Origin of the sequence: Halorubrum hochsteinianum, assembly GCF_023702125.1 — an archaeon.
In the GTDB taxonomy this organism is placed as follows: domain Archaea; phylum Halobacteriota; class Halobacteria; order Halobacteriales; family Haloferacaceae; genus Halorubrum; species Halorubrum hochsteinianum.
Genome location: NZ_CP098415.1, coordinates 733,390 through 747,970, shown reverse-complemented (window position 1 = coordinate 747,970; position 14,581 = coordinate 733,390). Strand labels below are relative to the sequence as shown.

Annotated in this window: 13 protein-coding genes; 7 read left to right on the top strand and 6 right to left on the bottom strand. The window is 70.5% G+C overall.

Features of this window, described 5'->3' with window-relative positions:
* Positions 1 to 3: 3 nt before the first annotated feature.
* Together NAF06_RS03715 and NAF06_RS03710 are read right to left on the bottom strand one after the other, a co-directional pair.
* Complete coding sequence (locus NAF06_RS03715) at positions 4 to 717, bottom strand: phosphoribosyltransferase family protein (protein WP_008582228.1); 714 nt, start codon at positions 715 to 717, stop codon at positions 4 to 6.
* 74 nt (positions 718 to 791) lie between these two features.
* Positions 792 to 1,247: a DUF7529 family protein gene (locus tag NAF06_RS03710; RefSeq protein WP_008582226.1), complete on the bottom strand. Its 456-nt coding sequence runs from the start codon at positions 1,245 to 1,247 to the stop codon at positions 792 to 794.
* A gap of 184 nt (positions 1,248 to 1,431) precedes the next feature.
* On the opposite strand from NAF06_RS03710, the gene NAF06_RS03705 reads away from it, so the two are divergent.
* The 5 genes from NAF06_RS03705 to NAF06_RS03685 are packed head-to-tail and all read left to right on the top strand — an operon-like array spanning position 1,432 to position 7,676.
* Positions 1,432 to 3,057 carry an ABC transporter substrate-binding protein gene (locus NAF06_RS03705; RefSeq protein WP_008582223.1) on the top strand — a complete coding sequence of 542 codons (1,626 nt, stop codon included), beginning with the start codon at positions 1,432 to 1,434 and terminating at the stop codon, positions 3,055 to 3,057.
* A 30-nt stretch (positions 3,058 to 3,087) separates the two neighbouring features.
* Positions 3,088 to 4,080 (top strand): ABC transporter permease, encoded by a 993-nt coding sequence (locus tag NAF06_RS03700; RefSeq protein WP_049908620.1) that lies wholly within the window; start codon positions 3,088 to 3,090, stop codon positions 4,078 to 4,080.
* 1 nt (position 4,081) lies between these two features.
* Entirely contained in the window at positions 4,082 to 5,101 is a 1,020-nt protein-coding gene (locus tag NAF06_RS03695; RefSeq protein WP_008582219.1) for an ABC transporter permease, read from the top strand.
* A complete protein-coding gene (locus NAF06_RS03690) occupies positions 5,098 to 6,369 on the top strand; it encodes an ABC transporter ATP-binding protein (protein WP_008582217.1) in 1,272 nt (423 codons plus the stop codon). The genes NAF06_RS03695 and NAF06_RS03690 overlap by 4 nt, the downstream gene beginning before the upstream one ends.
* Positions 6,366 to 7,676, top strand: coding sequence for an ABC transporter ATP-binding protein (locus tag NAF06_RS03685; RefSeq protein WP_008582215.1), 1,311 nt, complete (start codon positions 6,366 to 6,368; stop codon positions 7,674 to 7,676). The genes NAF06_RS03690 and NAF06_RS03685 overlap by 4 nt, the downstream gene beginning before the upstream one ends.
* Positions 7,677 to 7,703: 27 nt before the next feature.
* Here NAF06_RS03685 and NAF06_RS03680 read toward each other — a convergent pair whose 3' ends face one another.
* Together NAF06_RS03680 and npdG are read right to left on the bottom strand one after the other, a co-directional pair.
* Positions 7,704 to 8,546 (bottom strand): polyprenyl synthetase family protein, encoded by an 843-nt coding sequence (locus tag NAF06_RS03680; protein WP_008582213.1) that lies wholly within the window; start codon positions 8,544 to 8,546, stop codon positions 7,704 to 7,706.
* A gap of 601 nt (positions 8,547 to 9,147) precedes the next feature.
* On the bottom strand, positions 9,148 to 9,816 hold the full coding sequence (gene npdG, locus NAF06_RS03675; RefSeq protein ID WP_008582210.1) for an NADPH-dependent F420 reductase: 669 nt from the start codon (positions 9,814 to 9,816) through the stop codon (positions 9,148 to 9,150).
* Between the two features lie 123 nt (positions 9,817 to 9,939).
* Between npdG and NAF06_RS03670 the strand changes: the two genes are divergently transcribed.
* Complete coding sequence (locus NAF06_RS03670; protein WP_049908618.1) at positions 9,940 to 10,245, top strand: MazG-like family protein; 306 nt, start codon at positions 9,940 to 9,942, stop codon at positions 10,243 to 10,245.
* Positions 10,246 to 10,298: 53 nt separating this feature from the next.
* On the top strand, positions 10,299 to 10,469 hold the full coding sequence (locus NAF06_RS03665) for a hypothetical protein (protein WP_160162865.1): 171 nt from the start codon (positions 10,299 to 10,301) through the stop codon (positions 10,467 to 10,469).
* An 81-nt stretch (positions 10,470 to 10,550) separates the two neighbouring features.
* On the opposite strand, the gene NAF06_RS03660 is transcribed toward NAF06_RS03665, so the two are convergent.
* Both NAF06_RS03660 and fdhF read right to left on the bottom strand, forming a co-directional pair.
* The gene (locus tag NAF06_RS03660) at positions 10,551 to 12,302 is read right to left on the bottom strand and encodes a globin-coupled sensor protein (RefSeq protein WP_239638697.1); all 1,752 of its coding nucleotides are present in this window, start codon (positions 12,300 to 12,302) and stop codon (positions 10,551 to 10,553) included.
* A 132-nt stretch (positions 12,303 to 12,434) separates the two neighbouring features.
* Complete coding sequence (gene fdhF / locus NAF06_RS03655) at positions 12,435 to 14,552, bottom strand: formate dehydrogenase subunit alpha (protein WP_008582202.1); 2,118 nt, start codon at positions 14,550 to 14,552, stop codon at positions 12,435 to 12,437.
* Positions 14,553 to 14,581 lie beyond the last annotated feature (29 nt).

Genomic DNA, 14,581 nt, shown 5'->3' with positions numbered 1-14,581 from the left:
TGGCTACTCGAACGTCGTCAGCGCCCCGACCGGCGCGTCGGTGATCGCTCGCGCGCGGTCCATCCCCTCGTCGCCGACCGCGATGAGCGCGAACACGCCGGTGACGTCGGCGTCGGCTTGTAGGGCGATGTCCAAGAGGAGCTCCTGGGTCTCGCCCGAGCGGATCAGGTCGTCGACGACGAGGACGGTGTCGCCGGGGTCGATGGCGCTCGCGGGGAGGTAGTAGGTGAGCTCGATGCCGGAGGCGAGCCGCTGGCGCGACTCGATGAACTCCTCGACGGCGGTCTCCTTCGACTTCTTGGCGTACGCCAAGCGGGCGTCGAAGAAGGAGGCCATCGCCGCGCCCAGCGTGATCCCGTCGGTCGCGGCCGTCAGGACGACGTCCGGCGACTCGAACTCGAACGTCTCCGCGGCGACCGGGGCCACCAGGTCGAGGAACGACTGGTCGAAGACGACCCCGGAGTTGTCGACGTACCCCTCGTCGTCGAACTCGACGCGCGCGACCAGTTCGTCGGCGAGCGCCTCGCGCCCGACCGACTCGACGACCTCGCTCGCGCGGTCCGTGCCGGGCAGCACGTGGCCGTTCACGTACCGGTTCAGGTCCCCGGCGGGCAACCCGGTGACCGCCGACAGCTCCTCGTACGTTCGCGTCTCCTTCAGCATCCGCAACACGGCGACCGCCTGTAGCTGGAGGGCCGCCTTCTCTGCGCGATTCATACCGATGATCGCGATCGCACAACTATGAATACGTCGAAGTCAGACGCCGGCCCCGATACCCACGCACGTGGTTCTCACGCCTCGGGCGCGTCGAAGAACACCGCGGGGTCGTCGACCGCGATCTCGACGTGATCGCGGTCGTCGAGGGGACGCAGCCGAACGGTGAGCGACCCCGACGCCTCGGCGGCCGCGCGCAGCGAGGCGAGGTCGCCGTCCCGGAGGTACGTCGGCACGCACAGCACCACTTCCGCGGCCTCGTCGATCGCGACCACGAGCCGGTACGCGACGCCTCCCGCGGCCCCCGCGTACACGTCGACGCCGTCGATCGCGGCGTCCTCGACCGCCGACAGCGCCTCCTCGAACTCCGACCCGGGCAGCAACACGTCGATCCGGGCCGTGTCGGGCACGGGGTTCACGTCGCCGGGATGGGCCGTCAACGCGCGCCAGCCGCGCTCTCGGTACGCCGCCGCGGTCGACTCCGCGTCCTCCTCGACCGCCCCCCATCGCGGTCCGGGATCGGCTCCGTTCATGGGTCGCGGCTACCGGCCGCGCCCCTACATAGGCGTCGGTTTCCACTCGCGCCGGAGACGCCCGTTCCGCCGCTGACCGGCGGGAATTCGGCGAGACGTTCTGTCAACGGATCGCCAGCAGGCGGTGGCGACAGACGCTGCGTCCGCCGGTAGGTTCATAACGTTCTGTCGTATGGGATCGCCTATGCCTACTGACAACGACGATCACATCGATAGGCGGACGGTACTCAAGTACGCCGGGACGGCCGGCGCGGTCGGGCTCGCGGGGTGTTCCGGAAACGGCGGCGACGGCGGCGACGGCGAGGACGGGATGGACGGCGGCGACGGCGAGGACGGGATGGACGGCGAAGACGGCGAGGACGGCGGCGACGCCTTCGAACTCGGCGTCACCATGGGCCAGATGGACTCCGGGCTCGACCCGCAGGACCACGCCGAGACGAACACGGAGATCATCGTCGGGCAGGCGTACGAGGGCCTCCTCGACCGCGACAAGGAGGGCGGCATCATCGCCGGCCTCGCGGACGACTGGGAGCGGACCGACGACGGGAGCGTCCGGTTCACGCTCCGGGACGGCGTCACGTTCCACAACGGCGACGACCTGACCGCGGAGGACGTCCGCTTTAGCATCCGCCGGATCGTCTTCGAGGACGTCGGCATCGCCAGTCCGCAGTCGAACGACCTCGGCGTGGTCGACGAGGTGACGGCCGGCGACGGCGAGGTGACGGTCTCGTTCGAGGGGTACAACCCGATCGCCTTCCAGCTGTTCGCGACGAACGGCGAAATCGTCCAGCAGTCGTGGGTCGAGGAGAACGGCGGCGACTACATCAACCGGAACGCGAACGGAACCGGCCCGTTCCGCGTCACGGAGTACAACTCGGGTACCGAGGTCCTCTACGAGCCGAACGAGGACTACTGGGACGGCGCGCCGGCGGTCAACGAACTCAGGATGAGCGCCTCCAGCGAGTCGAGCACGCGGGTCAACCAACTGCTCGCCGAGGAGACAGACATCGTGACGAACGTCCCCCCGAACGAGGTCTCCCGGGTGAACAACTCCGACGTGGCGTCGATCAACTCCGTGCCGAGCGCGCGGATCATCTTCCTCCAGATGCGCTACGACGTGGAGCCGTTCTCCAGCCAGCAGTTCCGGCAGGCGCTGAACCACGCGGTCGACGTCGAGAGCATCATCGAGAACGTGCTCAACGGCTTCGGCAACATCACCGCCCAGCCGACCCTGGAGGGGCACGTCGGCTACAACCCCGACATCGAGCCGTACCCGTACGACCCCGACGAGGCCGAGCGGCTCGTCGAGGAGTCCGGCCACGCGGGCGTCGAGATCACCTTGGAAACCCCGATCGGTCGGTACCTCCGGGACGTCGACATCGCCCAGGCGGCGGCCAACCAGATCGACTCGCTGTCGAACGTCTCCTGTGAGGTCGAACAGCGCGAGTTCTCCTCGCTCGTTCAGGATGTCACCGCGCCGGACATCGAGGACCGCCCGCACTTCAACCTCCTCGGCTGGGGGAACGGCGAGTTCGACGGCAGCCAGACGCTGACGCCGCTACTCTCGTCGAGCGGCGCGCTGACGGTCCTCGAGAACGAGGAGCTCGACGGACTGCTCACGGACGCCGAGGCGACGGAGGACCCCGACGAGCGCGTCGGAATTCTCCAAGAGGCGAACCAGCTCGCCCACGATCTGGCCCCGTGGGTGTTCATGCACCAGCAGTTCAGCGTCTACGGCGTCTCCAGCGACATCTCGTGGGTGCCGCGGAGCGACGAGTTCATCGACCCCGACACCGCCACGCAACAGTAACGCCGCCGCCATCTCTCCATACCGTTATTAATGTCATTCGGCAGATTCGCACTCAAAAGAAGCCTCCAGGGGGTCGGGGTCGTCTGGGGCGTGATCACAGTCGTGTTCGCGCTCCGGTTCGTCACGCCCGGCAGCGCGATCAACGCGGTCGCGCCGCTCGACGCGTCGCAGGAGACGCGCGCCGCGATCGCCGCCGAGCTGGGGCTCGACCAGCCGCTGTACGTCCAGTACGGCCAGTACGTCTTCGACCTGCTTCAGGGGGACATGGGCCGGTCGTACATCAAGGGACAGGAGGTCACGACGCTCGTGTTCGAGCGACTGCCCGCCACCGTCGAACTGGCGGTCGCCGCCAGCGTCGTCGCCATCGTCCTCGCGATCCCGCTCGGCGTCGTCAGCGCCACGAACCGGAACGAGCCGGTCGACTACGGCGCGACCCTGCTGTCGCTCGGCGGCATCTCGACGCCGAACTTCTGGCTCGGGATCATGCTCATCCTGATCTTCGCCGTGGAGTTCGACATCTTCAACACCAGCGGCCGCGGGGTCGACGTCGGCGACGTGGCGCTGTCGGTGGTGAACGCCGAGCCGTTCGTCGGGACGCTGCTGGCGTGGCTCGCGTACATCACGCTGCCCGCGATCGCCTTGGGCACCTACTTCATGGCGCTCATCACCCGGCTGACGCGGTCGGGGATGTTGGACGAGCTCAGCAAGGGCTACGTCCAGGCCGCGCGGGCCAAGGGCCTCCCGCAGACGCTGATCCGGTACAAACACGCGCTCCGGAACACGCTCATCCCCGTCATCACCGTCCTCGGGCTCCAGCTCGGGACGCTGATCGGGGGGGCCGTCATCACGGAGGCGGTGTTCTCGTGGCCCGGCCTCGGCACGCTGGTCATCGAGAGCATCAACCAGCGCGACTGGCCGGCGCTTCAGGGGAGTCTCATCGTCATCGGGACGAGCTTCGTCCTCGTGAACATCCTCGTCGACGTTGTGTACGCCTATCTCGACCCGGGGGTAGTGAACGACTAACATGGTATCTTCACGTGTCATCCGAAATCTCAAGAAGGAGTTCAGGCAGAGCGGGCTCGCGAAGCTCGGGCTGGCGCTGGTGGTCATCATCGCGTTGACCGCCGTGTTCGCGCCGTTCATCGCGCCCCACAACCCGACCGACCAACAGCTCAACCAGAGCGAGCTCCCGCCGATCGGCTTCTCCCAGACGGAGGAGCGGACCACCTCGCAGATGGTCGACGGCGAGATCCAGACCGTCACCGAGGAGGTCGAGATCACGGCCGACCCCGAGCACGTGTTCGGCACCGACGGGCTCGGCCGCGACATGTTCTCGCGGGTGGTGTACGGCGCTCGGACCTCGCTCGTCGTCGGCGTCCTCGGAACCCTGCTCGCAGCCTCCATCGGCGTCCCCGTGGGGCTGCTCGCCGGCTATCACCGCGGCCGCGTCGACGACGTGCTGATGCGGATCGCGGACGTGAGCCTCGCGTTCCCCTCGCTCGTGTTGGCGGTCGCCTTAATCGGGCTGTGGGGCCGCGCGGCGGTCGACGTCCCCGACCCGTTCGTCGCCGCCGGGCTCGCGCCCGAGATGCCGGAGAGCTTCGTGTTGCCGATAACGGTGGTGATCGTCGTCGGCCTCGTCAACTGGGTGTGGTTCGCCCGCGTCGCCCGCGGGGAGGCGCTCTCCTTACGCGGGCAGGAGTACGTGAAGGCGTCGCGCGCGCTCGGTGCCGACGACAACACGATCATCCTCCGGCACATCCTGCCGAACGCGGTGACGCCGATCATCGTCCTCGGGACGGTGCAGGTGGCGGCGATCATCCTCTTGGAGAGTTCCCTGTCGTTCCTCGGCTTCTCCGGGACGACGCTGTCGTGGGGCTTCGACATCTCGCAGGGGCGCGACTACGTCTCCTCCGGCCAGTGGTGGATCGCCTCGATCCCCGGCCTCGCGATCATGCTGTCGGTGATCGGGATCAACCTGCTCGGCGACTGGCTGCGCGACGCCCTAGACCCCGGCATCGAGGGCGAAGGGGGTGCCGCATGAGCGACGCCCCCCGCGTCGGCGACGCCGAGGAGGGGATCGCCTCCCGATCGATCGGTGACGCGACCCCGAGCGGGACGCCGGGGGCCGACAACGTGCTCTCGGTGCGGGACCTCTCGACCCGGTTCTTCACCGAGGAGGGGCAGATCAACGCGGTGGAGTCCGTCTCCTTCGACCTCCGGGAAGACGAGATCCTCGGCGTCGTCGGCGAGTCCGGCTCCGGCAAGTCGGTGACGGCGCTGTCGCTCGTCGACCTCGTGGAGACGCCCGGCCGGGTCACCGCCGGCGAGGTGTGGTACCGCGACCCCGACCTCGCGGACGAGTTCCGCGGGAACGAGTCGGTGCGGGTCGACGGGAGCCACGTCGACCTCCGGACCGCGCCGCCCCGCGTCCGCCGGTCGCTGCGGGGCCCGTCGTTCAGCGTCATCTTCCAGGACCCGATGAGCAGCTTCAACCCCTCGATCACGGTCGGCGAGCAGATCGCCGAGGCGGTCGAGGTGCAGCGCCGAGCGCGGGCGAACCCCCGCTCGACGCGCTCGCGGACGCAGGGGTACGGGCTGGGGAAGTACCTCCTCGACGGGATCGTCCCCGGCCGCGACTACACGAGCGAGGAGAGCATGGACCGGGCCGTCGAACTGCTCGGGCAGGTCGGGATCCCGGACCCCGAGGAGCGCGTCGACGAGTACCCCGGCCAGTTCTCCGGCGGGATGCTCCAGCGCGCGATGATCGCGCAGGCGCTCGCCGGCGAGCCCGACGTGTTGATCGCCGACGAGCCGACGACCGCGCTCGACGTGACGATTCAGGCGCAGATCCTGAACCTGCTGAAGGAGATCCAGGACGACCGCGGTATGAGTATCGTGCTCATCACGCACGATCTGGGCGTGATCGCCGAGATGTGCGACCGCGTCTGCGTGATGTACGCGGGCGAGGTCGTCGAGCGCGGCACGCTCGACTCGGTGTTCAACGAGACCGTTCACCCGTACACGCAGGGGCTGCTCGGCTCGATCCCCGACGTCGACGACCCGAAGGCGCGGCTCGAACCGATCGGCGGCAACGTCCCGAGCTTGGTCGACGCCGAGATGGGCGACCGGTGTTACTTCGCCGACCGGTGTCCGAAGGCGATGGAGGCGTGTCTCGACCGCCCCGACGAACGCGCCGTCGACGCCGCCGCCGACCACGGGGCCAAGTGCGTCCTCGCCGACCGCGAGTACGACCCGGCGGACGCGCTCCCGCAAGACTATTTCGACGACGACGGAGGTGCGGGCGAATGAGCGACCCGCTGCTCTCCGTCGACGGGCTGAAGAAGTACTACGCCGACGACCAGTCGCTCGTCGACCGCCTGCTCGGCGCGGAGTCGGAGAGCGTGAAGGCCGTCGACGGCGTCTCCTTCGACGTGCGGGAGGGCGAGACGCTCGGGCTCGTCGGCGAGTCCGGCTGCGGGAAGTCGACGACCGGCGAGACGGTGTTGCGCCTGCGCGAACCGACCGCCGGCGAGGTCACGTTCGACGGGGCGGACCTCCGCGAGATGAGCGACGGCGAGCTGACGGAGTTCCGCCAGCGCGCGCAGATCGTGTTCCAGGACCCGTTCTCCAGTCTCGACCCCCGGATGACCACCGGCGACATCGTCGCCGAGGGGCTCCGGATCCACGGGCTCCCCCGGAGCGACCCGAGCGTCGAGACGACCGCCGACCTGACCGTCGAGGGGGCCTCCCTCGACGCCGCGGCCGTCACGGTTCACGTCGACGACGACGTCGACCGCGTGGTCGACGCCGAGGAAGGGGTCGCGCGGGTCGGCGTCACCGTCCGCGAGGACGAGGAGGGGGTCGTTGCCGTCCTCGACCGGGGAGACGACCTGCTCGGAACGACGGTCGAGACGACCGACGACGGCGTCGGCGTGACGGTCTCGGTCGACGCCTCGGACCGAGCGATCCGCCGGGCCCGCGCCGGGGACCTGCTCGAACGCGTCGGGCTCTCGGCCGACCAGCTCGACCGCTACCCCCACGAGTTCTCCGGCGGGCAGCGCCAGCGGATCGGGATCGCCCGCGCGCTCGCCTTGGACCCCGACTTCGTCGTCCTGGACGAACCGGTGTCGGCGCTCGACGTGAGCGTTCAGGCGCAGATCCTCAACCTCCTCGACGACCTCCAAGAGGAGTTCGGACTCACGTTCCTCTTCATCGCGCACAACCTCGGCGTGGTCCGGCACGTCTGCGACCGCGTCGCGGTGATGTACCTCGGCGAGATCGTCGAGATCGGGCCGGTCGAGGAAATCTTCGACGACCCCGCGCACCCGTACACGAAGGCGCTCCTGTCGAGCGTGCCGCGCGCGACCACGGAGGCGCGCGACGAGGCGTTCGACACCCTCCGCGGCGACGTGCCCTCGCCGCGGAACCCGCCCTCGGGCTGCCGGTTCCACACGCGCTGTCCGCAGGCGCGCGCGGCCTGCCGGGAGTCGACGCCCCCGGCGTACGACGTGGGCGACGGCCGGACGGCGGCCTGCTTCCGGACGGACGACGACCACGCGTACTGGGACAGCGAGCCGATCGGCGAGAACGCCGTCGAAGAACCGGCCGACGACTGAGCGCGCCGGCGGGTCGCCTCTCCCCTCCTATCGCTCGCGGACGACGACGAACTCCGCCAGGTCGCGGAGGTACTCGATCGCCTCGGTCTCCGGCGGGTCGGCGTCGTCGAGGGCCGCGAGCGCGCGCTCGGACTCCGAACGGGCGCGCTCGTTGATCTCCTCGGGCGACAGCGACGTGACCTGGAGGACCGACGGGCGGTCCATCTCGGCGTCCTGCCCGGTCGGCTTGCCGAGGTCGTCGGCGTCGGCGGTGGCGTCTAACACGTCGTCGCGCATCTGGAAGGCGACGCCGACGCGCTCGGCGTACTCGCCGAACGAGTCGATCGCGTGCGGCTCCGCGCCGCCCGCGACCGCGCCGAGTTCGGCGGCGGCGCGGAACAGCGCGCCCGTCTTCCGGCGGGCCAGTTCCATGTACTCCGCCTCGTTGGTCGGCCGCGCCGCCAGCTCCGTCGCCTCGCCCTCGCCGAGTTCGACCATCGCCTCGGCGACGGTGCGCATCGCGCGGGGGTCCGTCGAGAACAGCGCGAACGCCTCGCCGAGCAGGCCGTCGCTGGCGATGATCGCCGGGCCGTAGCCGAACTCCGCCCACGCGGCGGCGGTTCCGCGGCGGACCTCGGAGCGGTCGATGATGTCGTCGACCACGAGCGACGCGTTGTGGACGAACTCGATGCCGGCCGCGAAGTCGACCGCCTCCTCGGGGTCGCCGTCGAACGCCTCGCAGGCGAGGACGGTCACCGCGGGGCGGACCCGTTTGCCGCCCGCGAGGACGACGTGGCCGACCTCGTCGGACAGCTCGTCGGGCTCGACCTCGTCGATGACCGACTCGATCCGGTCCTCGACTAACCCGACCCGACGCTGCAAGTACTCCATCTACCGTGTGGAGGGGACGCCCGCGCAAAGGCCTAACGGAACCGCCGGCGGGGTCGGATCCGCCGACCGCGCGACGACCGCCCCGTGACAGGCAGACGATACCGGTCGGCGCGTGCCTCCGAGCGCACCGCCGAAGGCGGCCGCGAGGAGCACGCGCGAGGGAGTCGGCGGTCCGAAGCGAAGCGGAGGACCGCCGACGAGGCTGGGGAGGCGTGAGGTGCCGTGCGGGGCGGGACTCGAAGGGGCAGCCGCGAGGGCGAAGCACGACGACGCAAGCACCACAGCGAAGGAACGTAGTGACTGAGCGAGGAGCGCAGCGAGTCGCGCGAGTCCTCGCGGCTGGGGCTTCGGTGGTTTCTGTCGGAACAGTGACTGCGTGTAGCCGAGCGGCTGGGGCTTCGGTGGTTTCTGTCGGAACAGTGACTGCGTGTAGCCGAGCGGCTGGGGCTTCGGTGGTTTCTGTCGGAACAGTGACTGCGTGTAGCCGAGCGGCTGGGGCTTCGGTGGTCGTGTCCCCAGCAGCAACCGCGTCGTAGCGACCGACCGGATCGTCGACCCTGTCCGGACCGATCAACGACCCACAGCCGACAACCGGATCGTCTTACTGGAACCGGACGCCCAGGTCGTGAAGCCCGTCGTTGTTCTGCGCGACGTTGATGAGCAGCGGCGTCAACCCCTCGATTTCGGGTGCGTTGGCGATCCCGCCGGCGTCGAGCGCGCGCAGCCCCTCGATCCCCTCGGCGATGTCCGCCACGGTCGCTTTCGCGTCCTCGTCGTCGCCGATGACGAGGGTGTCCACCCCCAGCTCCGCGTCGAGGTTCGCCAGCCGTGCGGCCGCGAGGTTGTGGAACGCGCCGACGACGGTGACCCCCTCGGGGGCCGCGTCGGCGACGATCTGCGTCACCGACCCCGCGCCCGGCTTGTGGTAGTGGAACCCCTCCTCGTCGCGTTTCATCCCGGTGGCGGGCGAGACGAGCACGTCGCCGTCGTCGAGCGACTCCGCCACCGCCCCGACGGTGTCCCCGACGTGGTACGGAGGGACCGCGAGGACGACGATCCGGGCGTCGGCGGCGACCGCGGCGTTCTCCCCGCCGGTCACCGCGGCGTCGAGCCCGCGGCTCTCCAGTTCGGTGGTGTACTCCTCGGCCTTGGTTTCGGCCTTCTCGGCCTCCCGCGAGCCGACCGCGACCCGGTGGGGCGTGTCCGCCGCCAGCCGCAGCGCGAGCCCCTCCCCGATGTCTCCGGTGCCGCCCAAGATGGCGATTTTCATACGATCCGTGCGGTCGCTCGCGACTTCAGGGTTGCGTGACCGGCCGTCCTCGCCACGGTCGAAGCCGGCGGTGCGGCCTCGTCGAGCGGGGGCTTCTTGTCCGACCGCGGGGAGGCGACGCACATGGACGAGCAGGACCGCGTCGCCGCGTTCGTCGACGAGTACGGCCTGGAGACCGACCTCACCTACCACGCCCTCGACTTGGAGAGCGAGGTCGGCGAGATAGCCAAGGAGGTGACGACCTCGACCGACTACGGGCGCAACCCGGCCGCCGCCGCGGTCGCGACCGACGAGGTCGGCGACGCGCTGTTCGCGCTGCTCGCGCTCGCCGAGGCGGCCGACGTCGACGCTACCGCGGCGCTCGACGAGGCGCTGGCGAAGTACGAGGCGCGGATCGGGTCGTCCGGCGATCCGGGTTCCGGCGAGTAGCGACGCGTCGCGGGCGGGCGTCGGTTCAAGTGCGTCGCCCGCCTACTGCGGCCATGACCGACGCCCCGTCGCTCGCGCTCCGCTACGTCGTCTGCGACGCCTGCGAGACGGTGTTCGCGCTACCGGACGACCCCGACGAGCCGACCGCCTGCGGCCGCTGCGGTGCCCGCGCGCTCCGCGAACTCCCGGACCTTCGGGGAGCGGAGGCGTACTTCACGCCCTGAACGCGGTCCGCGGCCGCGGTTCGCCCGCGGCCGATCGGTCCGCCCACCTCACAGGTCCGTCACCTCACAGGTCCGCCCACCTCACAACGGGTCGTCCCCGTCCCCCTCCTCGGCCGCGATCGCCCGTAGCTCCTCGTCGGAGAGTCGGTCGACAACGAACTCCGGCATCCCCTCGGGAACGCCCGGCGGAACCTCTCGGTCGCCGTCCGTTCCCCCGGCCAGCCTCCCGCCGCCTGCTCCCCCGGCCGGCCTCCCGCCGTCCGTCAGGGACGCCCGACTGGACCCGTCGCCTCCGTCGCTCACGGCCAACCGACGCACGGTCCGTTCCAGCGCCTCGACCGCCTCCGACTGGCGCTCGCTCTCGGCCGCCAGCTCCCGCATCTCCTCGGTGATGTCGTTCGACTGCTCGACCACGCCGTCTATCGTCGCCGCGATCTCCTCGGCGGCGGCGGCCTGCTCGTCGGTCACGTCGGAGACCTCGTCGATCCCGTTCGCCGTCTCGGTCACCGCCTCGGCGATGGCGGAGAGGCTCTCGGTCGCGTCGCCGACGCGCTCGCTCCCGTCGTCGACCCGCTGGGTCGTCTCCGAGAGGCTCTCGACCGTCTCCTCGGTGTCGGTGCGGATCCCGTCGACCATCGATTCGATGTCGCTCGCGTGGCGCTGTGACTCCTCCGCGAGCGACTTGATCTCGTCGGCGACGACGCCGAACCCAGCCCCCGCGTCGCCGGCCCGGGCCGCTTCGATCGACGCGTTCAACGCGAGCAGGTTCGTCTGGTCCGCGATCCCGTTGATCGCGTCGACGAACTCGTCGATCTCCTCGACGCGGTCCTGGAGCGCCCTGACGTCGGCGGCCACCTCGTCGACGGCGGAGCCGATGTCGTCCATGGCCGCCGCGGCGTCGTCCGCCGCGTCCCGGCCGTCAGCCGCGAGCGTCTCCGCCCGAGCGCTCGTCCGCTCCACCTCGTCGGCGGTCGACGCCACCTCCTCGACGGTCGCCGAGAGGTTCGCCACCTCCGACGAGACCTCGGCCACCCGCCGCGACTGGTCCTCGGCCGCGTCGCCGACCTCGGCGGCGCTGTCGGCGACGTCGCTCGCCGACTCGCGGAGGTCGCCGATCGGCTCTCGGACCTCCTCTTCCACCTCGGCCATCAGCCGCTCGTTCTCCTCGATCGCCTCGGAGAGCTTCTCGCTGTACGAGTGGATGTACGTGTCCGTGACGACCTGTATGTCGAGGTTGACGATCCGGAGGACCGAGAGGATGTCCTCGATCGCGTCGTCGACCTCCGCTTCGACCGCCGCCGCCGTCTCGTCGTCCACCTCGCCGTCCGCACCGTCCTCGGCCAGCCGGTCGGTGAGCGAGTCGACGAGCCGGTCGCCGACCAGCGGGAGGATGAGGTCGTAGTACACCCCGTACTGGCCGAGGTAGTGTTTCATCGGCATCTCCAGCATGTCGTGGAGCTTCCCGATCCGCGCCCGGTCCTCGAAGTACTCCGGGCCGTAGTCCCCCTCGGCGAGCGTCACGAGGTACGCCGACTGCGTCCGCTTGAGCTGTTCGATCCCCTTCTCGGACCGTCCGATCACGTCGACGGTCTGGTCGTACCCGGTGAGGTTGTCGTAGAAGTCGTCCGCGATCCGCTCCGCGTTCTCCGCGAACGCGTCCTCGTACCGGCTCAGCCGCCGCTCGTCCTCCTCGTCGAATCCCACGAACTCCTTCCGCCACGCGATCTCGTCGGCGTCGAGCCCGATCTCCTCGACCAGTTCGGCGGCGTCGAGTCCGTCGTTCAAACCGCCCCGCCCGAAGTCGCCTCGACCGAACTCCCCACGTGAAGCCATACTGCGCCCTCTCCGTTTGGGTTATAAAAGGAGTACCACCCGGATATCACGAGCGATACTCTCCCCGTCGCCGGGGAACACTTCGGCGCAGTCGGGCGGATCCCCCGCCGGCCCCGGCAGCGACGACGCCGCTCAGTCGTCCCCGGCGGCCGCGTCGCCCTCGCCGGCCGCGCCGCTCTCCCCGGCCGCCGAGGCGGCCGGTTCGACCGCGACCGCCGAGTGCTTGAACTCCGGTATCTTCGCTGCCGGGTCGAGCGCGTCGCCCGTCAGGGCGTTCGCGAGCGGCTCCGCGTAGTGGAACGTGCAGAACGCGACCCCCTCGCGCACCGCCGGCGTCACGTCGGCCGCGGCCTCGACGGTCCCGCGCTCGTTCGAGACGGTCACCCGGTCCCCGTCCTCGATCCCGCGCTCGGCGGCGTCGGCCGGGTGGATCTGGAGGACGTCCTCGCCGCGCATCGCCATGAGGCGGTCCGAGCGCCGGCTGAGCGCCCCGCTGTTGAAGTGCTGGAGGACGCGACCGGTCGTCAGCGTCAGTTCGCCCGCGTCGAGGTCGTCCGCGGGCGGGACCGCGTCCACGACCGCGAGCGGTGCGGTCCGCTCGCCGGTCGCGAACGTCTCCGCGTGTAACACGTCGGTCCCCGTCCCCGCCTCGGCGTCGAACGGCCACCGCTGGTAGCCGTCGCCGATCCCCGCGTAGCTCATCCCCTCGTAGATCGGAGCGACTCGCGTCAGTTCGTCGAACGCGTCCGCCGGCCCGTCGTACGCGAACTCCTCGGGCCGGTCGGTCAGGCGACGGCCGAGTTCGGTCAGGATCTCGAAGTCCCGCCGGGCGCTCCCCGGGAGGTCGGCGTTCGGCCGCATCCGCATCACGCGGCGGTCGGTGTTCGTCACGGTGCCGGACTTCTCCGCCCACGCGCTCCCCGGAAGCACCACGTCGGCGTGCTCCGCCGTCCGCGTCTCGAACAGGTCGATGACGACGCAGAAGTCGAGGTCGTCGAACGCCGACGCGACCGCGGTCGCGTTCGGCTCCGTGACCGCCGGGTTCTCGCCGAAGACGACCGCCGCGCGCACCTCGTCGCCGAAGCGGTGGGTGGCCTCGACCTCCGTGAGCCCGGGCTCCGCCGGCGGCTCGACCCCCCACTCGTCGGCGACGCGCTCGCGGGCGTCCGGGTCCGTCACCGGCTCGTAGCCGGGGAGCACGCCGGGGAGCCCCCCGACGTCGCTCGCCCCTTGGACGTTGTTCTGGCCGCGGAGCGGGTTCACGCCGGTTCCCGGGCGGCCGACGTTGCCGGTCAGCAGCGCGAGGTTGAGCAGGGCGTGGACGTTGTCGGTGCCGCAGCGGTGCTGGCTCGTCCCCATCCCGGTGATGACCGCCGCGCGGTCGGCCTCGCCGTACGCCCGGGCCGCCTCCCGGACCGTCTCGGGGTCGACGCCGGCCGCCTCGGCGCTCGCCGCGACGTCGACGCCGGCGAGGTGCTCGCGCAGCCGGTCGAAGCCGGTCGTCCGCTCCGCGAGGAACCCCTCGTCGACGAGGTCCTCCTCGACGAGCACCGCGGCGACCGCGTTCAACAGCTGGATGTCGGTGCCGGGCCGCAGCGGGAGGTGGACGTCCGCCGCCTCCGTCGTGTCGTTCTCGCGGGGATCGACGTGGACCAGCGTCGCGCCGTCGCGGACCGCCGGGAGGATGTACGACCGGAACGCGACCGGATGCTGCTCGGCCGGGTTCGCTCCGTTGACGAAGATGCAGTCCGCCTCCCCCAGGTCGTCGAGGGTGTTCGTCATCGCGCCCGCGCCGAACCGCTCGCTCATCGCGGCGACCGTCGAGGCGTGACAGAGCCGGGCGCAGTTGTCCACGTTGTTCGTGCCGAGGACGCGCGCGAGCTTCTGGAGGACGTAGTTCTCCTCGTTCGTACAGTTCGAGGAGGCGAAGAACTGGACGGCGTCGGCCCCGTGCTCCTCGACCACCTCTCCGATCCCGCTCGCGACGCGGTCGAGCGCCTCCGACCACGGGGCCGTGACGAAGGTCCCGCCGTGTTCGACCAGCGGCTCGGTCAGGCGGTCCCCGTGGTCCACCACGTCGAACGCGGCCGCCCCCTTCGGACAGATCTCCCCGCGGCCGTTCACGGGCCCCTCGACGCCCGTCGCGCTCCCGCGGCCGGCGTACTCGACGCTGCAGCCGACCCCGCAGAACGGACAGACGGTCGGGTTCGACTCGAATCGGCGCTCGGAGGTCTCGCTCGGATCGGGCATCGCGTTCGGATAGGGCCTCCACGCCCCTC